Genomic DNA, 23204 nt, shown 5'->3' on the forward strand with positions numbered 1-23204 from the left:
CTTCTTTTCCAGAGCGCTATAAAGCGAGCGCTCGAAGGGTTGCAGACTAGGATCGGCTCGGAACTCTTTCCCTGACGACAGAGCTTCCTTCCTCCAACTACCCCAGCCTCTTGCCCCTTATGCGTCCCTATGCAACGCTACTCGCGCTCGCCTGCGTACTCGCCGAGACTACTTCCCCAAGCTCCGGATCCGAACGCCTGCTGATTCAGGAAATTCAATCCACTTCATACTCAAGCCCCTCGCTCTCCTTCCAGTTCACGCATCAAGCCGATGAGATTAAGCGGAGACGCTACCGGATCGAACTATCCCTTGACTTCAAAACGTGGTATCCAGTCGGTACGATTCAAGCAGAGCTAGCCCCACACGAGAAATGGCCCGCGAGCGCCACCTGGCCCTACTACTACCCGATTCCCAATTTCCCCGTGTTTTATCGTTTGGTCACAGTAGATGACGCGGCAGAGCTGGAAGCGGCACGAGCGTTGTGGGATCAAAACAAACCCGAAAACTACCAGTACTACGATCGGGACTACAGCGCTTGGACCTTCGACATTCACGGCTATCTACATTCGATTCGGAACAACGAATTCCGCACAACCCTATCAATCAAGGACCCAACCGCTCCCGAGAACACCACCGATCATAAGTATTCAATCGAAGACTACTTTGAACTCATAGAACGAACACTAGACGCTCGAGTGCTAAATGTCAGATATCATCCAAAGTTCGGATACCCGATTGAAATACGAATCGACGACCGGAACGGATTGGACGACCTCTACCACGACTTCCACCTCGCGCTTTGGGAATCAACTCTCGTCCCCGCCTCCAGCAAACCCACCAACGCCTACGAAGCCCCCGTTACGATCATAGGTGCCAGCACAAGCAGCGACTGGCTTACCATCGAAGTGGACTACCAAAGAGACATTCTAGATGGAAACGAGTTTGTCCTGGAGTACGACCCTGCAATCTTGGAATCGACCAAGCCCGATTCCGTATCGCTCACTTTGAGACTTCTCACGCTTACTCCTCCCGAACTGCAACGCGAACTCCAAGATCCATCGATCCTCAATCGCAAGCATCCCATAGAATTTTCCCTATCCGAGTTTCAAGCCGCATTCACCGAAGCCCACGGACGCACTGATTCTATTCGACTGATGGTCAGGACGAAAGGGAGTGATGCTCCCCCTGTTTTGGTCGATTACCCTACCCCTTAGCCCTCATACCGAATCTTCCTCCCTCAAAATCGTTCTTGACCGCATCCCCACAACTTTGATTAGTCAAAGTTCAATATTTGAGATGCCTAACAGAACTTTTAGATCGCTGCAGGCGACCGCCGTGTCCCTTGCCTTAGCCGCTGCCGCGTCCGCTCAGAGCCATGACGAAGCAGCCGACTCCGTCGTAGAGCTTGACGCCTATCAGATCGTCTCCACTGGCACTCGCTCTGAACGCCTTGCCAAAGACGCGCCCATCCGCACCGAACTCATAGCGCCCGATCTCTTTCTATCTGCCGGGACTCGAGACATCGCCGCCGCTCTGGAATACATGCCAGGTATCCGTTCGGAGGCGAATTGCCAGAACTGTGGCACTGCCGAAATCAAGATGCTCGGTCTCGGAGCTGGCTACAACCAACTGCTCTTCGATAGCCAACCTCTATTCTCTGGTCTGGCTTCGGTTTATGGCATCGAGCATATCCCGACCGCTTTCATCTCACGTATAGAAGTCGTCAAAGGGGGTGCCTCCTCCCTGTACGGACCCGGCGCAGTCGCTGGCGTCATCAACATCCTCCCCAACGAGCCCGTAGTCGACAAGCAACGCTACGACTTCGCCTACGAGAATGTGGACGGGCAAGATTTCCTCAGCACTTCCCTCCTCCGCGACTGGTCGAGCCCCGAGGGAGACACAGCGATTTCTCTGTATGCGCAATTCAACGACAATGAAGCAGTAGACCTGAACGACGACGGCTTTACAGAGATAACAGAAAAGGATTTCTACACGGTGGGAGCAAACGGCTGGTTCTACCCAACCGAGAACGGACGACTCAGCCTCAACTACTCGTACAGTTGGGAGGAACGCAGGGGTGGAAACGCCTTCAACCTCCTTCCCCATGAAGCTCAAATCACCGAGCAGCTGGAACACGATTGGCACCGCGGCGGCCTGACCTGGGAAAGCTCGGCCAACGACCTAAACTACCGCCTTAGTGGATCCGTCTCCTATGTCACTCGCGACAGCTACTACGGCGGAGTCGGGGACGTTGCTCTGCCAGGATCTGAAGGCTTCGATGCCAGCGACTACCAAGCAGCAACTGACGAATCACGACTCCTGTATGGCTACTCGGATACGCTTCGGTACTACCTCGACTCCCTTTTCTCAAAGAGCATCGGCGAACACCACCTCTCTTGGGGCGTTCAATATCAGATCGATGACGTCTTCGACGAAAAGCGTGATGAGCAAGACGGGGCGCTCCTATCAGACGGTTCACTCGCAGACTTCAGCGGGCAGGATCCGATTGCAGCAGGAGAGTTCACGAACCTCGGGCTCTTCGTCCAAGACGAGTGGATGCCAAATCCGAATACAACACTCATTACCGGACTCCGTACCGACAAGCACTCTGAGATCGAAGACTGGATCATCTCACCACGTATCGCTCTCCGCCATACAACAAACGAGGCATGGACTTGGCGCGCTTCTGTTGCGACCGGCTTCCGCGCCCCTGAAATTTTCGACGAAGACTTCCACATCGAAATCCTCGAAGATCCTACCCGGACCCGGAACGCCAACGACCTGAGCGAAGAGAAATCCATCTCCTACTCCGCTGGTTTCGTCTGGACACCCGCAGCGGGTGAGAACCGACTCCAAGTCGAAGGAGAACTTTATCGCACCGACCTGCGCGACACATTCAACGTATCCGACATCGTATACACCGACACAGACGGAACCGCATTCAAACTCCGCAGCAACTCAGGCAGCTCCACGGTACAAGGCATAGAGTTCAATACCGCCTACCGCATAAATAATCGCTGGCAAAGCACCATAGGCCTCACTCATGTCGACGCCCGATTCGACGAAGCACAAGAGGTTCTCCCCGGCATCTACGAAAACCGATATCTCGAAACACCCGAATGGTCCGGCGTCGCCCAGCTCAAGTACGAGAACGAGGATTTCATCGACCTCTTCTTTGGCCTCGTCTACACGGGACCAATGATCGCCGCTCGCGAAGTCGAAGGCACGCTCAACGAATCAACTGACGACTTCTTCGTCTTCGACATCACCGCCACGAAACACATCCACTTAGACGTATTCGGAAAGACACGACATATAGACCTTATGGCTGGCATCAAAAACGTGTTCGACGAACGCCAAGACGATCTCACCAGCGGCCCCGACCGCGACACCACCTACTTCTACGGCCCCCGCTTCCCCAGAAGCTTCGTCATCCGCGCCGGAATGGATTGGTAAAAACAGGAGGGCAATGCTCCGTCATTGCCAGCAACCCGATCAAAAAAGCAACGAAGACACGTTGCCCTCCGACCTTGGAGTCCTAAGCTTTCACCCATGGAATCCTACCAACGCAAACACCCTGCCAGTCTCCCGCTTCTGTATACAGACAAGAAACCGAACATCATATTTCTCACCGTTTGCACACATAAACGAAGACAGATCCTTGCCCTTCCAGAATCACATCAAACTCTCATCACTGCGTGGACAAAAGCAGACCATTGGCAAGTGGGCCACTACCTGATCATGCCTGATCACATCCACCTATTTTGCTCGCCCGCCAATCCTAATCACCTTCCTGTCAAAGCTTGGGTCAAGTATTGGAAATCCATTGCCTCCCAGAATTGGCCTGACAATTCAGAGCATCCCATCTGGCAAATCGATTGCTGGGATTCTCAGCTCAGAACCGGAGACAGTTACACCGCCAAATGGGACTACGTTCAGCAAAATCCGATTCGAGCCAAGCGCGTCGATCGAACTGAAGACTGGCCCTACAAAGGAAAACAAAATGACTTATTCTGGCAATAGGAGGGCAACGCTCCGTCGTTGCCAGCAGCCCGATCCAAAAGGCAACGACAGAGCGTTGCCCTCCTGCAAACTGCTATTCCTTTTCCTCGTTCTCTTCCCTTTCTCCATCGCTCAAGCCTCCGACTCCCTCTGGCAAACCAACTACGAAACTGCGCTTTCCCAAGCAAAAGCAGAAGACAAGCTAGTCCTGCTTCTCTTCACCGGATCTGACTGGTGCCACTGGTGCCAGAAACTAGAGCGCGAACTTTTCGCTGATGAGCAGATCAGAGCCGAGCTTCCACAGCTTGCCATCCCGGTTCGACTAGACTTCCCGAGACGAAATTCCATTCCACCACAGCAGGCACGTCACAACCGGGTTCTCCAAGAGAAGTTCAAAATAAAGGACTTCCCCACAGTGATCATTCTAGATCCCGTAACCACAAATCCAATACTAACCCACAACTACACCTCTCAAAGCCCGTCGGTCTACTTAAAAGCGATCGAAGCCCTCAATGACTAATTCTTCGAGAACTCGTAGTCGACGTCCTGGCTCGTCTTCCAAGCGACGACCATTTCACGGCTAACAAGAACCTCCAGCGTTGCAGACTTCACTTTGTCGACCGCCTCGTAAACCGGCTCTTCTTCATATAGCATCTCACCGGTGATAGGATTTATGTAGGGCCGCGACACAGTTGTAGTAGGCAGCATCTCTAGATCAGTCGTCTCAAACTGATACACCCACACCTCGAAGCCCTCTCTTTCGTTCTCCATCGGCTTCACCAGAGCAGGCTCTCCCAGTTGAGCCACGAGCTCCTCGATCGGCAACCCAACCTCTAGATTTACCGTCGGCTCAGCCACCTCGCTGCTAGAGGTCGTTTTGCAGCCAGTGAAGACGGTGCAGCCAAGCACAACAAAAACCGCCAAAAGGAAATTTATCACGGGATTCATACGCTATAGGTTTAGCCCAACCAGAGCTGGATCCCTTCAAAGCTATGAAAATTACCGCATCCGTACATGGGAAACCCATCAAAGCTGCCGAGTATTTGCTATGAACCGTTTAAGCGAAACGAGTCTATCCCTCCTACACCCACAGCTAATCACCGCTGTTACCACAGCTACTTCTTGGTGCTCTATTAGCCGTCCTTTATTGCGTACGAACATTCAAAGATCTAATCCGAGGATCCAGCTGGAACGCTCTGTTCCGGTCGATTGAACACCAACACGCACGCTTCCGGTCTCCCGGCGGCACCACCTTGTCATGGACGAATTTCTGCTCTCGCGCATCCAGTTCGCGACGAACATCACTTTCCATATCCTGTTTCCCACGATCACCATCAGCCTGGGCTGGCTGCTGCTGTTCTTCAAATGGCGATACAGTCGCACCCAGGAATACCTCTGGATGGAGCTCTATTTTTACTTCACCAAAGTCTTCGCCCTCAGCTTTAGCCTCGGTGTCGTGAGTGGAGTAACCATGTCCTTCCAGTTCGGAACCAACTGGCCAGGCTACATGAACACGGTGGGCAACATAGCCGGCCCCCTACTCGCCTACGAAGTACTCACAGCCTTCTTTCTCGAGGCAACCTTCCTCGGCGTCATGCTCTACGGATTTCGACGAGTCCCTGCCTGGTTCCATTCACTGTCAACCTTCTTGGTAGCCGGCGGAACCACCTTATCCGCATTTTGGATACTGGCACTCGACAGCTGGATGCAGACGCCCACCGGTCACGTAATGATCGATGGCGTTGCCCATGCCGAAAGCTGGTGGGACATCGTTTTCAATCCCTCCATGCCCTACCGCCTCTTCCACACATTGATCGGCTCTGGGCTCACCGTCGCGTTCCTGGCTGCCGGACTCCTTGCCTATCGCTATCTCAAGGGGGACAAACGCCCCGCCGTCCTGACAGGGCTAAAAACCACGATAATCCTCGCAGCGATCCTCGGCCCGCTCCAAGGAATCGTGGGCGATCTCCACGGAGTGAATACACGCGACTACCAGCCACAGAAGCTCGCCGCCATGGAAGCACTTTGGGAGAGCGAAGAGGGAGCACCCTTTGTCTTGTTCGCGATTCCCGATGAAGAGAACCGGGAGAACCACATGGAGATAGCGATCCCCAAGCTGGGCAGCCTCATCATTACACGCGACCCGAACGGTCATGTCCAAGGACTGAATGACTTCGAGGGCGAGAACCCACGGGTTGGCCCCGTATTCTGGAGCTTTCGGGTCATGCTCGGAGTGGGAGGACTCATGATCGCAACCGCCTTCCTCGGACTCTACCTGCTCTGGAAAAAGCGGGGATGGCCACCCTTCTTCCTCAAGCTGCTTCTGGCCATGACCTTCTCAGGATGGGTGGGTTCAGTCGCTGGCTGGTACGTAACCGAAATCGGCCGGCAACCCTGGCTGGTTACCGGCATCCTCAAAACAAAAGACGCTGTAGCGGATCTCCCTCCCGAGCACGTAGCTGTTACTCTGACCGCCTACCTCGTTACTTACTCGATTCTTCTGGTCGCCTACATTGGCTCTCTCTTCTATCTTTCACGCAAGGAGATCGCCACCCCTAGCAAGGAGCTCGCCGCATCATGAACTCTGACTTTTTCCAAAACGGTGAATGGCTCCCATTCGTCTTCGCATTTCTGATCGGCCTTTCCATGCTGCTCTATGCCGTGCTGGATGGATACGATATCGGAGTCGGTCTACTGTCCCGCTCCGTGAGCAGCGAGCAACGCGACCGCATGATCGCCTCGATCGGCCCCTTTTGGGATGCCAACGAAACTTGGCTTGTATTGGGTGTAGGACTACTACTCGTAGCCTTTCCAGCCGCCCACGGTGTAGTGCTGACGAACCTCTATCTACCGGTGGCCCTCATGATGATCGCCCTCATCTTTCGCGGCGTCTCTTTCGACTTCCGCAAGAAGGTCGCCCCTGAAGCCCAAGCGAAATGGAACCACATCTTTTTCTGGAGCTCGCTTGGAATCGCGCTCAGCCAAGGCTACATGCTGGGCCGCTTCATGATCGGTTTCCAAATCGGGCTGATCAGCGAACTCTTCGCCATCTTCTTCGGACTCTTGGTTGTCGCTGGCTACGCCCTGATGGGCTCATGTTGGTTGATCATGAAAACGGAAGGCGAACTGCAAAAGAAATCCATCAGCTGGGCCAAACGAGCCATCCTCATCATGGTAGCGGGAGCACTGCTCAGCAGTGCCGTCGCGCCCTTCGTAGATACGCGCATCTATGACCGCATGTTCTCATTTCCCGAGATTACCCTACTCATAGCGATGCCACTCATCTCGGTTATCCTCACGCTGCTCATGCGATTCATTCTCGCAATCCTCCCGCTCGAGGGAGACCGACTCAATTGGATGCCCTTCGCGATTTCCGTTTCTATCTTTGTATTGGGATTCTTGGGACTAGTTTACAGCTTCTATCCCTACATTATCCCGGGACAGTTGAAGATCGTAGAAGCATCCGCTGCTCCCGCCTCCTTGAAAGTCATTTTGATCGGAACCGGAGTCGTTCTTCCCTTCATGGTCGGATATACCGCTCTCGCTTATTGGATCTTCCGAGGGAAAGCTCAGGAGCTCCGCTACGACTAAAACCATCAAACACTAGACGTCGGAGCCGCTCGTTGGCTCTGGCAGCAGCTCCATTACTTCGTCCAAAGCATAGCGAAGCGTCCACGCACTTTCGAAAGCGCTCTCACTCTCGATGCGACGCAGAGCGGTACCCACGATTTCCATTCCCCTCTCAGAGAGCTCAGGCATCGCAGTTAAGGCGCGACACGCCATTTCGTAAATGTCGGCACAAGCCCTGTGGTTGCCCTCATTGAACAAAGGCACCCCTCGTGAAATCGCAAATTCGATAAGTTCTCTCGACGTCGTTGGCTCAATCGGAGCAGCTTCAAACCCTTGCGAGCCACTCTCGCCTTCAGAAAAAACACGCTCCACGGAAGCCACTTCGAGCTGAAACGCTCCCGGTTGCTTATCCGACAAAGTGAAACCGATCGAGTCGATCCTACCTGGATCGACGGATCCTGGGAGTCGACGACCAAACGATTGCCGCACAAACCCATCAAAGGGAAGATATACTTTCGTCCAGGCGCCCTCCACCGTCTCAAACGCAGCCCGGTACGAACCAGCCATGCTCTGAGAACGCGAACGCAGATCGAGATAGTAGGTCCTCCCATCACCCCGAACGCTCAACGTGACACCGCTCGCCCCTTCGAACCCCAGGAGCCTAGCACGGCTACGAGCCGATGCGAACCCACCATTGTTCTCCAAAGAAAGGATACCGCTAAAACGCAGATTTCCCTCATCAGTACGTCGAACACTGCTTCGAGATACTCCTCCCATAACCGAGTCGTTTACCACCCCCCAATCCCGCAAGACGCTCGGATCACTAAAATCAAGGACGAGCTCAGAGACCCCCGAGATCTCCTGCGAATCAGCTAGCGACAAGGATGAGAACAAGGAAAAACAAAGACTCGTCATGGTGGATCGTACGATTGGTAACGTCATAACACGATAAACGCTCAACCTCATCTCACGAAGGCCCTGAACAGTTTCCGAATCGGTTCATTGTTCGCAGGTAGGGTCCGACCGCCGGGCGGACCGCATCGCGCATTCGGCTCGCCGGGCCGTCGAGCCCTACCATGAGCACATCCACACAAAAAAAGAGGATGACCGTCAGTGACAGTCATCCTCGTCTCAAATTGCTTGTATCGACTTTGGCTTAGCTCGCGAGCATCGGCTCACGTGGCGGAGCAAACTTCGTCAGGCTGATACCAACGACAGCCTTCTTGTACTCCTCAATAGTCGGGATGCGGCCTAGGATCGCAGAGAGAACAACCACTGGTGTAGACGCGAGCAGCGACTCACCCTTCTTGCGATCGGAATCGGCAACGACTCGGCCTTGGAAGAGACGAGTGGAAGTCGCGAGTACCGTGTCACCCTTGGCAGCCTTCTCTTGGTTACCCATACAAAGGTTACAGCCAGGACGCTCTAGATAGAGAATGTTCTCGTACTCGGTGCGAGCCGTGTTCTTGGGCGCTTCATCATTGAATTCAAAGCCTGAATACTTCTGGAGCATTTCCCAGTCACCTTCTGCCTTGAGCTCCTCGATGATGTTGTAAGTCGGAGCGGTCACAACGAGAGGCGCTTGGAATTCGACCTTGCCATACTGCTCCTCGAGATTGCGGAGCATCTTGGCTACGATCTTCATATCACCTTTGTGAACCATGCAGGAACCGACAAAGCCGAGATCGACCTTCTTGTCTCCACCGTAGAAAGTGAGATCTCGGATCGTATCGTGTGTGTAACGCTTGGATACATCTTCGTTGTGTACGTCAGGATCGGCGATCATTGGCTCGACGATCACGTCGAGGTCTACGACGAACTCTGCAAAGTACTTCGCATCCGCGTCTGGAGTGAGCGCTGGCTTTTCGCCAGAGCGGATCTCAGCGATACGATTGTTCGCCTTATCGATCAAACCTTGAAGAACCTGGGTGTCGTTATCCATGCCCTTTTCGATCATAATCTGAATGCGGCTCTTCGCGATTTCGAGGGACTCGATAAGCGTATCATTCTGTGAAATACAGATTGATGCCTTCGCCTTCATTTCCGCAGTCCAGTCAGTGAACGTGAAAGCCTGGTCGGCTGGAAGCGTTCCGATGTGCACTTCGATGATGCGACCCTGGAAAACGTTCTCTCCGAACTGCTGCAGCATCTGAGCTTGAGTAGCGTGAACGACGTCGCGGAAGTCCATGTACTCCTTCATGTCGCCCTTGAAAGTCACCTTTACGGACTGAGGGATCGGCATGGTCGCTTCACCCGTAGCGAGAGCGAGAGCAACAGTTCCGGAGTCAGCTCCGAATGCGACGCCCTTGGACATACGCGTGTGAGAGTCGCCGCCAATGATGATGTCCCAGTCGTCAACAGTAAGGTCGTTCAAAACCTTGTGGATAACGTCTGTCATCGCGTGGTACTCGCCCTTCGGGTCACGACCCGTGATCAGACCGAAACCATGCATGAACTTCATGAGCTTCGGGATATTGGCCTGAGCCTTCTTATCCCAAACCGAAGCGGTGTGACAGCCTGATTGGTACGCGCCATCTACAGTCGGAGAAATGACGGTCGCCGCCATCGCTTCCAACTCCTGAGAAGTCATCAAACCAGTGGTGTCCTGAGATCCAACGATGTTCACCTTAACGCGAACGTCGGACCCTGCGTGCAAAGTCTTTCCTTCGGCAACACCCACTGCGTTTTTGTTGAAGATCTTTTCAACCGCGGTGAGACCTTGGCCTTCGTGAGAAATCTCCTTGGAAGCAGCGAATACTTGTTCGCCCGCGACACCAAGCGTCTGCGTTGCGAAGTTCTGTAGTTTCTTTCCGAATACGATCGCGTACGATCCGCCTGCCTTGATGAACTCGAGCTTTTGTGGAGTGAGCGATGCGGAAATATCGATGAGCTCCTTGTCGCCGTTGTAGAGCTTCTTCTCCTTGATATTGATAGTCAGCACAGTGCCGGTTTCAACGGAGTACGCTTGCTCGAGAACGGGCTCTTCGTTCTCGTCGAGAACCGTGTTGCCGTTTTCATCAGTCTTCTTGACCCAGTTCTTGAGGTCGATGCCGATACCACCCGTTACGTCAACAGTCGTCAGGAAGATTGGAGAAATCCCGTTTGTGCCCGCTACGATTGGAGCAACGTTCACGAAAGGAACGTACGGGCTGGCTTGCTTTCCTGTCCACAGAGCAACGTTGTTCACGCCGGACATACGAGATGAACCAACCCCCATTGTGCCCTTTTCGGCGATCAGCATGACACGCTTACCCGGGTGAGCCGCTTGCAGCGCTTGGATTTCCTTCTGAGCTTCCTCGGAAATCATGCACTTGCCGTGCAGTTCGCGGTCGGAGCGGGAGTGGGCTTGGTTACCTGGAGAAAGCAGGTCGGTGGAGATATCCCCCTCACCAGCGATGAACGTGACAACATCGACTGTCTCCTCAACCTCAGGAAGTTTCGTGAAAAATTCAGCCTTCGCGTAGCTCTCGAGGATCTCCTTGGAAATAGGGCAACCTGCCTTGAACGCTACGGCGAGGCGTTCCGTATCTGCCTCGTAGAGGAAGACTTGCGTCTTGAGGACCTCTGCAGCGCTTTTCGCGATTGCGATATCGCTTCCCTCGAGGACGAGATCGAGAAGGACTTCGATCGAAGGGCCACCCTTCATGTGCGACAGCAGCTCAAAAGCGAACTCTGGCGTGATCTCTTCGACCTTCGATTCGCCAAGGATGATTTCCTTGAGGAACTTAGCTTTTACGCCAGCTGCACTAGTTGTGCCCGGCAAAGTGTTGTAAATGAAAAACTTGAGAGACTCCTCTCGATCTGCGTTCTCCAGATCCTTGATCTGCTCAACGATTTCCGCAAGCAGTTCGCCGCCATCAATTGGCTTGGGGCTCAAGCCTTGGCCTTTTCGTTCTTCGATTTCCTGAATATAGTCGGAATACAAGCTCATGAGGCCGAAAGAAATCACTCTCGGATCCTCCTCTTTTCAAGAAGAATTTGCCCTCGCCCTATTATAGAGGCTTCCAACACGGATTTTAGACCGTTTCCATGAGCCGGTTTCGCACGAAGTATGACTGAGTCGAATGTCTCTCATGATTTCGGATCATTTCAACGGAACCACCCGGTCAGAAAGGCTCTCTCGCAACAACATAAACGACTAAAACAAGCATCATTCCCTGAGGTAGCGTCCGTTGTCCCCAACGGACACAAAACCACTTCAAACGCATTTGCCCGCTAGGGACAGCGGGCTCTACCTTTGCGGACAATACTCCCCTAAAGCTCAACGCGACGAGACCATTGCCCCACCTCGCTACGCGAGTGCCGTAGAGCACCCGCCTTAACCTGCGCTCCTTCCAAATCCCTCGGGAAGAGCAACACAGAGCCGAGCAAGATTTCCTCGCTGGTAATTCCCAACATCTCGAACACCTCTGGCGATCTCAGCTTGCCGCCACTTGACCAATAGTTGGGAATCTCCCTCGCCGTAGCCGCCAACAACATATTCTGGATCGCAGCCGACGCAGCAGCGATATGCTCCATATTTTGGATACTCGGATCAAAAAGAGAATCGTCCGACTCCGCCCTTGGTTCCTGCAGCCAGGTCACTTGGATCAAGTAGTCCGCCACCGCTAACATCTTCGGGATCTTGGTAGTGTCACCGGCATCGAGTAAACGCTGCCTCAGCTCCCTGCATTGTTTTGCATCGAGCACATGGCAACGCCACGGCTCAATGCCATCTTGATCGCCCACACGATACTCCCGAGCCGCCGGCTTGTGAAAGGGAGCCCAACCTGCCGCTTCGAGAATTGCGGCGAGTTTCTCTCCGTCTTGATCAGGCACAGGCCAAGCCTCCTCAGCCAATGCTTTGGAGGTACAACGTTCTTTGAACAACTCGGACGCGATTCGGGCGACATTCGTATCAGACATGGCCAAAAACAAGTAAGCACCTCTGCAACCTGTCCATGCCAAAGAGCGAAAACTCGAGTGAGAACCTAGACCACGACCATCCTTCAACGATGAGTACGGAATCCTTGTGCACACAACTTCCCCCGCTGATTTGCACCTGTACAACAACATGAATAAACAAGTACTCGAACCAACTTCGCCTTTACCCAGTCTTTAGCGAAATCACTTTGCCCGCCCCAACACAACGAGACCGGCTAACCCCGTTCAACTATGACCTCAGTGCCAAGATTCATCAGTATTCTCGCAAGCCTATTCACAATCGTCCAAGCCCAAGCCGAAACATGGGAAACACTACCCCTTGACTCCCTCGAAGCATTTCGCCCACAAGCGGGAAATTGGCGGGTCGTCGAGTCGGTCACCATGGATCCTAGGATCAATGCGCACGACCCTGAAGACGCCGCCCGAGCCCTCAGTACGAGCGACGGCAGCGGTATTCTTCTCAACCAGAACGACGACAAAACCAAGGATCACATCGTAAGCCGACTCGAACACGGCGACATCGAGATCAGCCTCGAAGTCATGATGCCACGGGGCTCGAACTCCGGCTTGTATCTGCAAGGTCGCTACGAGCTGCAACTCCTAGACAGTTGGGGCGTCAAAAATCCAAGCTTCGCCGACATCGGCGGCATTTTCCGCAACTGGGAAGAAGAACCCGAGAAGGCCTTCCGAGGGATCGCTCCTCGTAGCAACGCTGCCAAGGCTCCCGGCCTCTGGCAGACGCTCCATCTCCTTTTCAGAGCGCCTCAGTTCGATTCAAACGGAAACAAGATCGCGAACGCACGTTTCGACTTCGTTGACCTAAATGGAATACGCATCCACCAAAACATCGAGGTTCCACGACTAACAGGAGGCCCCATTTCCCACGATGAAGTCGCCAAAGGACCAATCATGATTCAAGGCGATCACGGTCCAGTCGCGTTTCGAAACGTTCGCTACCGCTTGCTCGAGAACCTGGAGTACGAGACAAGCGACTTCAGCTCTACACACTACGAAGGAGCGTTCAACGACATCGACCACATGCTGGCTAGCAACCCCACCGGCAAGTCATCGGCAGCGCTTCTCGATGCCAATGTGACCGGTAAACGTGACGAATACGGTATCCACACGAAGATGACGCTTACCGTACCGCGAGCAGACGAATACACCTTTTCAGTCAAGCAAATCGGAGCCATGGTTCTGGATGTGAACGGGCAACGCCTGATCGACCAGCAGAACGGTACGACTTACGGTGATAATCGAGCCAGCATTTCGCTCAACAAGGGATCTCACAAAGTCGAGATTTACCATTACAAAGACATTATCTGGGAAGACCCTCGCCTACTTGTACAGATCGAGGGAAGTAGCACTCACCCAGCTCGCCTCACCTCTCCCGACTCGTTCCCCGAACGGCTCGATGTGATCGGACCGATCTATCACGAAGTGGGAGCAGAACCTCGACTTCAACGAGGATTCTTCCATGCACTCGATAAGAAAGTCGGTCACAGCATCGCAGTTGGCGACCCGAGCGGGACACACTACGCCTTTGACCTCGAGCGAGCTGCCCTACTCGCAAGTTGGAGAGGCAAGTTCATCGACACCACCTCCATGTGGTACAATCGCGGCGACGGAACCTACAGTCCTCGTGGGGCTGCTCAGATGTACAACCCACAGTCTCCTTTCCCGATCACGCCCCCCAACGAGAGTGGCAAGAACGGCCTTACGGCCAAGGGCTATGCGCTAAGCCCAGAGACAGGACTCCCCACCTTCCGCTATCAATATCAGAACGTCGGATACAAAATTGCCATCGAGCCTGAAATGAAGGGCAAGCAACTCTCCTACACACTTTCGCTATCCGACGAGGAGCAAACAATCAGCCCCTTCACTGTTACCATCGCAAACGCCAAAAATGTAGAAGACGTGGGCTCTGGTCTCTACGCACTAGACGACTTGAGTTACTATATCCAACTATCTCCTGAACAGGAAGTGGAGTTTGTCCGCACGGCGACGGGGCTAGAGCTCCAACTCCCATTCGACGGCACCCCCCTTTCTTACTCTCTCATTTGGTAAACAGCTAGAAAACAGATAACACCGTAATGAAGCATTCACTACATCTCCTCACCGCTCTTTCTCTAGCTGCGACCTCTTTTAGCTACGCTTCGGCGGAAACTCCAACCGAGGCCGATTATTATCCGATCCATACCGTCAAAGCCCCTGAAGGCGTCTTGCTCGAGGTCGGAGGGATCGCTCAGCTACCTGAAGGACGTATCGCTGTATCCACTCGACGAGGCCAAGTTTGGCTCATAGACAACCCAACGATGCAAGGTGGACTCGCCCCGGAGTTCAAACTCTTCGCCGAGGGCATGCACGAGTCACTCGGACTTCTCTTCCATCAAGGCGACCTCTACGCAGCTCAAAACGGTGAGCTGACTCGACTCCGTGATACCAACGGCGACGAGCGAGCCGACATCTACGAAACGGTCGCCGCTTGGCCTCTCAGCGCCTTCTACCACGAATATTCCTTCGGACCGAAGCTCGCCGAAGACGGTACCTTCTTCGTCACTACAAACATCGCCTTCGGCGACGAAGAGTGGTGGCGTGGTGAAAGCCGTGTCCCTTGGCGTGGTTGGGCATTGAAGATCCATCCGGACGGCGAAATCGAACCATGGGCCACTGGCCTTCGTTCTCCCGCTGGACTTGGTATGTATGAAGGCGAGCTCTTCTATACAGACAATCAAGGCGACTGGGTCGGGTCTGGCGGACTATGGCACTTGGAAAAAGGCGACTTCGTCGCTCACCCTGCCGGCCTTCGCTGGGCGGAGCACGCCAGTTCTCCAGTCGAGATGACCGAAGCGATCTTCGAGCAACATCTCGACCACCGTCAAATGAAGAATGCCAACGGGTTCTACATAAAACCTGAAAACATTCCCGATGAAAAAGATCCAGACTTCAACTACGAGCTACTAGAGAGCTTTCCAAATTTTCGCCTGCCCGCCGTTATACTCCCTCACGGAATTCTGGGCGTATCAAATGCCGAGATCGTCGTAGATGAAAGCGAGGGCAACTTTGGACCATTCTCTGGACAGCTCTTCGTGGGTGACCAAGGACAAAGCAAAATCATGCGCGTCTCCCTCGAAAAGGTACAAGGAGAATACCAAGGTGTCGCCTTCGACTTCCGCTCTGGGTTCCAAAGCGGAGTTCTGCGACTCGACTGGGGCCCAAACCAAAGTCTATTCGCCGGGCAAACGAATCGAGGCTGGGGATCTGCTGGCGACGAAGCCCACGGCCTGGAGTTCATAGAATGGAACGGTAAGGTTCCCTTTGAGATGAAAACGGTCCGCGCTAAACCTGACGGGTTCGAGATCGAGTTCACAAAACCGGTGGACAAGGAAACTGCCCTCGACCTCGCTTCGTATTCAGGTCGCAGTTACATTTACAAGTATCACCCAGCCTACGGCAGCCCACAGCACGACATCGAAGACTTAGAATTCACCGGAGTGCATCTGTCCGATGACAGACTCAAAGCATACCTTACGGTAGCGAACCTACGCCAATACTACGTACACGAAATCCATGCCCGAGATCTTCGTGATGCGGAGAACAACCACCCGCTCCTCCACGCTTCAGCCTTCTACACACTCAACGCATTTCCTCAAGGAGAAGGGATTGATCGGAACCTGCTCTCCACTCGCCGCAGCGAAAAGAAAGCACTAGACCTTAACGCTCAATCCCCTGATGGGGGAATTGATCCAGCGGTCGCTCAAGAGCTTCTGATGAAAAACACCTGCACTGCTTGCCACCACGCAGACAAGCGGGTGATCGGGCCCTCTTTCTCAGAAATCGCCCAACGTGACTACTCGCCAGAACGTATCGTAGAGCTAATCTATAAACCAGAACCGGAAAACTGGCCAGACTACGCGACTCCGATGGCGCCTATGCCTCACGTCCCAGAAGCCGAAGCGCTCGCTATCGCCAGATACATAAACTCCCTCAAAGGCAGCAACAAAGCTCCAGCCCCGTAAGCGGTTCTGCTCGCCTCCGGCAAATAGGCACCCGCCGGAGCAAAACCTCAATTGGACGTAGACACGCTCGCTAGTATCCATCAAGAGCGTTCCGGATTCAGCCCATCTCGATTGCCCTCAGCAGGTAGCTAGGAGGGCATTGCTCCGCCGTTGCCGCACAACCCAATCACACAGGCTAGGCTTCGACGGAGCGTAGCCCTCCTTTTCGGGTTCCCAAATTCCGTTTCGGGGTGAAAACCCTCAAAAAATCCCTCTCGGGGTCTCCAAAATCCCTCTCGGAGCTGAAAGCGGATAACTTTTCGGGCATTATCCGCCGCCTCAGAATTTTTACATCACTATCGATGAACAAACTACAAAACTGGAAACGAACTTCCATCACCGGCATCACTGCTCTCTCTCTCCTCACCGGAGCACTTAGCGCTCAGGAGAATCTCCCTACTCGTGAAGAGATGTGGCAGATGATCCTCAAGCAACAAGAAGAGATCGCCGCTCTCAAGGAGCGCGTTGGCATGACCGAGGAAAAGGTCGAAGAAACTGAGGTCGCGATCGAGGTCGCCACCGAGCAGATCGAAGCCACAGCGACTTTCGTTGAGTCCATCCCAACTGGATCGGCAGCGAGCCCTACCAACAACTCTGTCGGCGGCGTCGGCCTTGGCGGCTACGGTGAGCTTCACTTCAACATCGGCCGCAAAGACCAAGTCGATTTCCACCGCTGGGTTCTCTTCATCGACAAGGAGTTCAACGACAATGTTCGCTTCATGTCCGAAATCGAGCTCGAACACTCAATCGCTGGCGAAGGCAAGGCCGGTGAAGTCGAGCTGGAACAGGCTTACATCGAGTTCGATCTCAACGACACTGACAAGGCCAAGGCAGGCCTCTTCCTCCTCCCAGTCGGCATCCTCAACGAAACCCATGAGCCCGCCACCTTCTACGGCGTAGAGCGTAACGGTGTAGAAAAGAACATCATCCCAACCACTTGGTGGGAAGGCGGCCTCGCTTACACCCACACCAACGAAAGCGGCTGGGCCTTCGACACAGCGATTCACTCCGGCCTCTTCGTTCCCACTTCCGGCAGCAAAGCCTACAACATCCGCAGCGGTCGCCAAAAGGTTGGCAACGCCGAATTCTCCGATGCAGCCGTCACCGGTCGCGCTACCTACAGCGGCATGCCAGGCGTACAGCTCGGCTTCTCCGCTCAGTACCAGCAGGACGTCGCTCAGAGCACGCTCGCTGAAACCAACGACGCGACTCTCATTACCGCTCACGCAGACATCGAGCGCGGCGGGTTCGGTCTTCGCGCCCTCTACGCTCGCTGGGACATCTCCGGTGCCGCTCCTGCCGCGATCGGTGCGGACGAGCAATACGGCTACTACATCGAGCCATCCTACCGTTTCCCAACCGAGCGCGGAGACGTTGGCTTCTTCGGTCGCTACAGCGCTTACGACAACGCGGCTGGCGACTCGTCGAGCTCCAAGAACGCCTTCTTCGACGTGGGCGTGAACTACTGGCCAATCGAAAACGTCGTTTTCAAAGCCGACGTCCAATTCACCGATTACGCTGACTCCTCAAAGGACGAGGAAATCATCAACCTCGGCGTTGGCTACCATTTCTAAGAGAGCCACAAAAATTTCGGAATAACTAGCACAGCCGAGAGAGCACCTTCGCCCTCTCGGCTTTCCCGTCTTCAGAACCGGAGGGCAACGCTCCGTCGTTGCCGCAACAACCTGATCCCAGCTCCGAAGCAAAGACACGTTGCCCTCCAACAAAGAATCAATTTTCTTTCCTCACCAAGATATCCCCACAGTATCTCGAATCATTCCATGACCAAACTGCTAAAGCCCATTTTCACCCTACTCCTCCTGGCTTTGGCGTATCCGCATACTTCTGACGCAAAAGGGGCAAAGGAAGAAACCTACCTCTCCCAAGAGGATTTTCTGACCCAAACCTTCAATGAGGGAGTCCCCACTCCGAAAGCTCTCTGGCTCACGAAATCCGTTAAACCCACGGTAAAAGAGATCCTTGGGCATGATTATCCTGCCGCCCGCATCCGCTACTGGAGGGATGGGAACCGCAGCGCTTGGATCCTAGAAGAAATCGGCAAGGTAAAGCCCATCACCACTGGTATCGTCGTTGAAGACGGCAAGATCGCTCGTCTCAAAGTCCTAGTGTACCGAGAGTCCCACGGCTGGGAGGTCAAGTATCCATTTTTCACAGACCAGTTCAAAGAAACTGAACTCACGGAGAAGAAGCGACTGAACAAAAATATCGACGGCATCGCGGGCGCCACCCTTTCGGTTAACGCCCTGAAAAAACTAAGTCGCCTCGCTCTGTACTTCCATCAAGTCACCGAACCAAAGGATTCAGAAAAGTGAGTCCCGCAGCCAAGAGGAAAACGCCGCTTCGCCGCGGTCCAGGACGTGCCTTGCTTCGTTGGCACCGTCGTATCGGAGTCGCGCTCTCCGCTATCTTCATCGCCATCTGCGTAACCGGTATCCTATTGAATCACACCGTCGATCTCGATCTGGATAACAAACGAGTCGAAGCAGACTGGATCTATAAATGGTACGGAATCGAGCCCGAGGGAGAGCTCGTCCACTATAAGGTCGACGAAGATAGTATCAGCCATTTCTCGGGTAATCTCTATTTCAATACAGATTTAATCGCTCCCTCAGGTGTACTCAAAGGAGTCGCAAGCCTAGCCCCCTTTCATCTCGCCCTGACGGGATCGAGCTTGGCCATGATCTCACGTGAAGGGGAGTTAATCGAATCGCTAAGCGGATCCTCCCTCCCCGCTGGCACTGCGATAAGCATCCACTCATCAGAGACCGGACGAGCAATACTCGAAACAAGCGAAGGGTTCTTTCGAGCGGATGCCGACCTACTTTCCTGGGAAAAACTAGAAACGCCTCTCGCTCCTTCGTTTATCAATGCAAGCGAAGCAGCCCCCGATCTAGAGGCCGCCCTTGTCGCCTCCTTCCGAGGAGAAGGCATCAGCTGGAATCGTGTCATCCTTGATATCCACTCAGGAAACTTCTTCGGACCCATCGGTAAATGGATTGTCGATTTTTCTGCTCTCTGCCTGATTTTCCTTACGCTAACAGGAGTCTGGTACACAACAAAGTACCTCAAAAAAGCCCGTGAGCGGGCACTGTCGAAGTAGAGTGAAGCCAAAAGTAAATAGACGCAGATTCGTCAAAATCGCAGCCATTCAATCGCTCGCTCTCGTGAGCGGCAGCTCAATTCTAAGAGCGAGCAAAACTCCGAACCTCCAAAGCTGGAGCGGCATCCTCTTTGGATCCGAGGCGAGTATCCAAATCGCCCACACAGACTCGAGAAAAGCCAACACACTTCTACAACGCTGCGTCACCGAACTTCAACGCCTTGAGTCGATATTCACCCTCTACGATCATAGTTCGGAACTAAGTCGTTTGAATCAATTGGGGTACTTGCAATCCCCCTCGCCAGAGTTTCTTGAGTTGCTCACTACCGCCGTCGCCTACGGTGAGAAAACCGACGGAGCGTTCGATGTAAGTATCCATCCAGTAGTAGAAGCCCTTCGCACCGGAGCGTCTCCATCTGAGCTGGAAAAAGCGCGCCAACTCGTGGGCTTCCGAAATATTCAGGCAAGTGCCAACTCGATACGCCTCCTCACCTCGGGGGCTCAGTTAACTCTGAACGGCATCGCCCAAGGTTTTATCACCGACAAGATTGCTGAACTCCTAATGAACGAGGGCATGGCTGACACCCTCGTCCAACTTGGCGAAAAGCGAGCCCTTGGGCAACATCCAGCAGGTCGCCCCTGGAACATTGGCCTAGCCGATCCTTTCAGTCCGAGCGAAATCGCCGACGTCATCGAACTGAGCGATAGAGCCCTCGCCTCTTCCGGAGGCTACGGCACCCAGTTCGAGACAAGTCCCGGCGCTCACCATCTCGTAAACCCAAAGACTGGCAGAAGCTCGCACTCGTTTGCAGCCGTGCACGTGCTCGCTCCCACAGCGACCGAAGCTGACGCTCTGTCAACCGCACTCTCCGCCTGCTCCCCCAAGCATTTCGAGAAGATAAAGGGGGCATTTCCTGACATTCGAGTGATCACTGTACCTCGAGCCTAGGGCAGCCCCACATGCGTGACCCAGCAAATCGATAGTCAACGGCTCGCCCGAACCGCTTTCCGTGCCGCCCTGCTCTTCCTCCTAGTAGCAACGGGCTTCGGATTCATACTGCGTTGGTTCGCCTATTCTCCGTTTCCAAATTTCGAATACACGCACCTTCTCCACACCCACTCGCACATCGCATTCCTAGGCTGGGTGTTCAATGCCTTCTTCGCGATTTCCATAAGACGCTTCCTCTCCAATCAACAGCTTAAGCGCTGCCGCCTTCTCATAGTCGTCGCTCAAATCGCAGTGGTCGGCATGCTCGCCAGTTTCCCTTTCCAAGGTTACGCAGCAGTAAGTATCGCCTTCTCGACTCTGCACCTTCTGGTTTCCATCCTTTTCGCTGTCATGCTCTGGTCATCCTCTAGAGCAAACACAGTATCCAGAAAGTATTTACGAGCAGCATTGACCTTCATGCTTCTCTCCGGGCTCGGTCCCCTTTGCCTCGGACCTGTATCCGCCATGGGCTTGAAGGATAGCTTCTGGTACCTCTACTGCATCTATTTCTATCTGCATTTCCAATACAACGGCTGGTTTGTTTTCTTCCTGCTAGCTGCCTTTCTACAAAATCTCGAAGAGGACTCAGCTCTCTCAAACGGAGCGAACAGAGCATTTCCTTGGCTTATGGTGGGCTGCCTCGTGATAGTCTGCCAATCTGGACTCTTTGCCGGCCCCGTCATCGTTCTCAAAATTCTCTCTGCCATCGGAGCGGTTCTACAGCTCGTCGGTTGCTACCATTTTCTCGCGGCCGACCGATTGCTGCACCACCGACTCTGCCGATCGCAACAGACCGGTCCCCAATTTTTGGTGAGCCTCGCCTTCGGTTCGCTTGTATTGAAATTCGGGATGCAATTCGCAGGCAGCTTGCCAGGGCTCGAGTACCTCGCATCCGACCGCTTCGCCGCCATCAGTTTTCTTCATCTGGTTTTTCTGGGATTTGTAACCCCCGCCCTATTCGTACTCGCGATCGAATGCGGGTGGCTCCGCTTCACAAAAACGGTAGCCATCGGCCTCGCCCTTTACCTCATCGGGTTCGTCGCGAGCGAACTGGTACTCATCTACCAGCCACTGGCGATTCTTAGCGATTGGCCAAGCTTCCCGACCCAAGGAATCCTGCTCCTCAGCTCCAGCTTCCTCGTCTTCGGTCTCTTTCTAACCAGCCTCAGTGGATTTCGAGGGATGAATCTGCCAGGATCTCGCTGACACTCGATGCAGGAACCGCTCTCGCGGCAGCAGGTTTTTGTTTTCTTTGATCGATTTGTGGGAAGCGACCTTGTGTCGCGATCTCTGCAGCTTTGATCACGCACAAGGCCACTTCCCACCACGAGCCTCCACCTATTCGAAACAACGCTTCGACCTCGCACCCCCTCCTAACGAGATTGCGTCTCATTTACGAAATTGACACAGGATCCTCCGCAGGCATTTATCCTCCTACTCGTTTTCAATCGAAGACTTTTGGATGCCGGAAAGAGCCGACAGTTTAGCGACCGACCAGACAACGTTTTGCCCATTCAAAGCGCCGTCACGCATCTCCGCATCCGCCGAAAACCAAGAAGTCAGTCTCAATCGATTTGAGCAGCGGCCCGGCATGAGTTTCGTTCACGCGGAGTTCGGGGCATCGGCGACCGACACCTACTGTGACTGGCCTGCCCATTCCTTTCTTCAGATCGCCTATCTGACATCGGGCAGACTACAGCTGAAAAAAGCCGACGGCGTCCTTCTCAACTGCAAAGCCGGAGACTGGCTCCTCCTCAAACCCGCCAACTCCCCTTTCCAGTTCGCAGCCCAGTCGGACTGCTCACTCCACTGGCTCGGTTTCGATCCCGAAGCCGCCGAGGGACTGACAGGCTTTTCCGAGACGATCTCTCCGCAGCTCCTCGACCAAACAACTCCGCTTCTATCCAACCACGCCTCAAACGGTCGTCTTAAAGCCCTGGGCAACGAACTCTCGAAGCTCAAAGGTGAGACCACCCGCGAGCGACTGCTCATCGAAGCCAAGACCCTCGAGTGGCTTGTCCTGATTCTCGACCAACCAGCCTTCTCGCCGTGCAAAGCGATCATTCCACAGGGTAATGCCAGAGAAGACACCGCACTCACCGCGGCAGCCCGCATCTTGGAAGAGCGTCTAGCCGAGGATCACTCCATAGCCGAGATCAGCCGGGCCGTGCATCTCAATGAATTCAAGCTCAAGCGCGGCTTCAAACAGCGCTTCGGTACTACCATTTTTGGATACCTCCGCCAAAAGCGCATGGAGGCAGCTCGCTCTAAACTGCAGCGAGGTGGCATCAGCATCATCGAAGTCGCAAATGCGGTCGGCTACTCCAACCCCTCCCACTTCGCCCGAGCCTTTAAAGAGGCCTTTGGCGTCAATCCCAGCCAGCTGACCGGATAGCGCCGCTCCTCCCTTTCTCTTCTCGTTTCTAAAGAATCCCTCTCGGGGTCTTCGAAATCCCGCTCGGGGTGGAGCGAATGAGCTGAAACTGCTAGTATCTGCCCATCGTTTAAATTTTCGGAAACACAGTCAATTAGAGGAGGCGGG

General features: G+C 54.0%; 18 protein-coding genes. 14 read left to right on the forward strand and 4 right to left on the reverse strand.

What is annotated here, in order from left to right:
• Positions 1–119 precede the first annotated feature (119 nt).
• The 4 genes from JIN87_RS05275 (at position 120) to JIN87_RS05290 (ending at position 4522) form a co-directional block, all read left to right on the forward strand.
• Entirely contained in the window at positions 120–1214 is a 1095-nt protein-coding gene (locus JIN87_RS05275) for a DUF6174 domain-containing protein (protein WP_200354482.1), read from the forward strand.
• A gap of 82 nt (positions 1215–1296) precedes the next feature.
• On the forward strand, positions 1297–3456 hold the full coding sequence (locus tag JIN87_RS05280) for a TonB-dependent receptor plug domain-containing protein (RefSeq protein ID WP_200354483.1): 2160 nt from the start codon (positions 1297–1299) through the stop codon (positions 3454–3456).
• A gap of 96 nt (positions 3457–3552) precedes the next feature.
• Positions 3553–4023, forward strand: a complete 471-nt coding sequence (locus JIN87_RS05285) for a transposase (RefSeq protein WP_200354484.1) — start codon at positions 3553–3555, stop codon at positions 4021–4023.
• 55 nt (positions 4024–4078) lie between these two features.
• Positions 4079–4522 carry a thioredoxin family protein gene (locus tag JIN87_RS05290; protein WP_200354485.1) on the forward strand — a complete coding sequence of 148 codons (444 nt, stop codon included), beginning with the start codon at positions 4079–4081 and terminating at the stop codon, positions 4520–4522.
• Here JIN87_RS05290 and JIN87_RS05295 read toward each other — a convergent pair.
• On the reverse strand, positions 4519–4950 hold the full coding sequence (locus JIN87_RS05295; RefSeq protein WP_200354486.1) for a hypothetical protein: 432 nt from the start codon (positions 4948–4950) through the stop codon (positions 4519–4521). The genes JIN87_RS05290 and JIN87_RS05295 overlap by 4 nt on opposite strands.
• Positions 4951–5260: 310 nt before the next feature.
• Here JIN87_RS05295 and JIN87_RS05300 point away from each other — a divergent pair, with 310 nt between their 5' ends.
• A complete protein-coding gene (locus JIN87_RS05300) occupies positions 5261–6583 on the forward strand; it encodes a cytochrome ubiquinol oxidase subunit I (RefSeq protein WP_200354487.1) in 1323 nt (440 codons plus the stop codon).
• Positions 6580–7593 (forward strand): cytochrome d ubiquinol oxidase subunit II, encoded by a 1014-nt coding sequence (locus JIN87_RS05305; RefSeq protein ID WP_200354488.1) that lies wholly within the window; start codon positions 6580–6582, stop codon positions 7591–7593. The genes JIN87_RS05300 and JIN87_RS05305 overlap by 4 nt, the downstream gene beginning before the upstream one ends.
• Positions 7594–7605: 12 nt before the next feature.
• Here the strand turns inward: JIN87_RS05305 and JIN87_RS05310 are convergent, their stop codons facing one another.
• From JIN87_RS05310 to JIN87_RS05320, 3 genes are all read right to left on the reverse strand, one after another.
• Entirely contained in the window at positions 7606–8487 is an 882-nt protein-coding gene (locus JIN87_RS05310) for a CIA30 family protein (protein WP_200354489.1), read from the reverse strand.
• 241 nt (positions 8488–8728) lie between these two features.
• Positions 8729–11503, reverse strand: coding sequence for a bifunctional aconitate hydratase 2/2-methylisocitrate dehydratase (locus JIN87_RS05315; RefSeq protein WP_200354490.1), 2775 nt, complete (start codon positions 11501–11503; stop codon positions 8729–8731).
• Between the two features lie 323 nt (positions 11504–11826).
• Positions 11827–12477, reverse strand: a complete 651-nt coding sequence (locus JIN87_RS05320; RefSeq protein WP_200354491.1) for a nitroreductase family protein — start codon at positions 12475–12477, stop codon at positions 11827–11829.
• A 249-nt stretch (positions 12478–12726) separates the two neighbouring features.
• Here JIN87_RS05320 and JIN87_RS05325 point away from each other — a divergent pair, with 249 nt between their 5' ends.
• The 8 genes from JIN87_RS05325 (at position 12727) to JIN87_RS05360 (ending at position 23057) form a co-directional block, all read left to right on the forward strand.
• A complete protein-coding gene (locus JIN87_RS05325) occupies positions 12727–14562 on the forward strand; it encodes a 3-keto-alpha-glucoside-1,2-lyase-like domain-containing protein (RefSeq protein WP_200354492.1) in 1836 nt (611 codons plus the stop codon).
• A gap of 26 nt (positions 14563–14588) precedes the next feature.
• Positions 14589–16514 (forward strand): c-type cytochrome, encoded by a 1926-nt coding sequence (locus JIN87_RS05330; RefSeq protein WP_200354493.1) that lies wholly within the window; start codon positions 14589–14591, stop codon positions 16512–16514.
• Positions 16515–16855: 341 nt separating this feature from the next.
• Positions 16856–18127 carry a porin gene (locus JIN87_RS05335; protein ID WP_200354494.1) on the forward strand — a complete coding sequence of 424 codons (1272 nt, stop codon included), beginning with the start codon at positions 16856–16858 and terminating at the stop codon, positions 18125–18127.
• A gap of 207 nt (positions 18128–18334) precedes the next feature.
• Positions 18335–18886: an FMN-binding protein gene (locus JIN87_RS05340; RefSeq protein ID WP_200354495.1), complete on the forward strand. Its 552-nt coding sequence runs from the start codon at positions 18335–18337 to the stop codon at positions 18884–18886.
• Positions 18883–19674: a PepSY-associated TM helix domain-containing protein gene (locus JIN87_RS05345; RefSeq protein WP_200354496.1), complete on the forward strand. Its 792-nt coding sequence runs from the start codon at positions 18883–18885 to the stop codon at positions 19672–19674. The genes JIN87_RS05340 and JIN87_RS05345 overlap by 4 nt, the downstream gene beginning before the upstream one ends.
• 1 nt (position 19675) lies before the next feature.
• Positions 19676–20623 carry an FAD:protein FMN transferase gene (locus JIN87_RS05350; protein ID WP_200354497.1) on the forward strand — a complete coding sequence of 316 codons (948 nt, stop codon included), beginning with the start codon at positions 19676–19678 and terminating at the stop codon, positions 20621–20623.
• Positions 20624–20638: 15 nt separating this feature from the next.
• Positions 20639–21868, forward strand: coding sequence for a hypothetical protein (locus JIN87_RS05355; RefSeq protein ID WP_200354498.1), 1230 nt, complete (start codon positions 20639–20641; stop codon positions 21866–21868).
• A gap of 256 nt (positions 21869–22124) precedes the next feature.
• Positions 22125–23057 carry an AraC family transcriptional regulator gene (locus tag JIN87_RS05360; RefSeq protein WP_200354499.1) on the forward strand — a complete coding sequence of 311 codons (933 nt, stop codon included), beginning with the start codon at positions 22125–22127 and terminating at the stop codon, positions 23055–23057.
• Positions 23058–23204: the final 147 nt, after the last annotated feature.

This window comes from Pelagicoccus mobilis, assembly GCF_016595505.1.
Lineage (GTDB): Bacteria > Verrucomicrobiota > Verrucomicrobiia > Opitutales > Opitutaceae > Pelagicoccus > Pelagicoccus mobilis.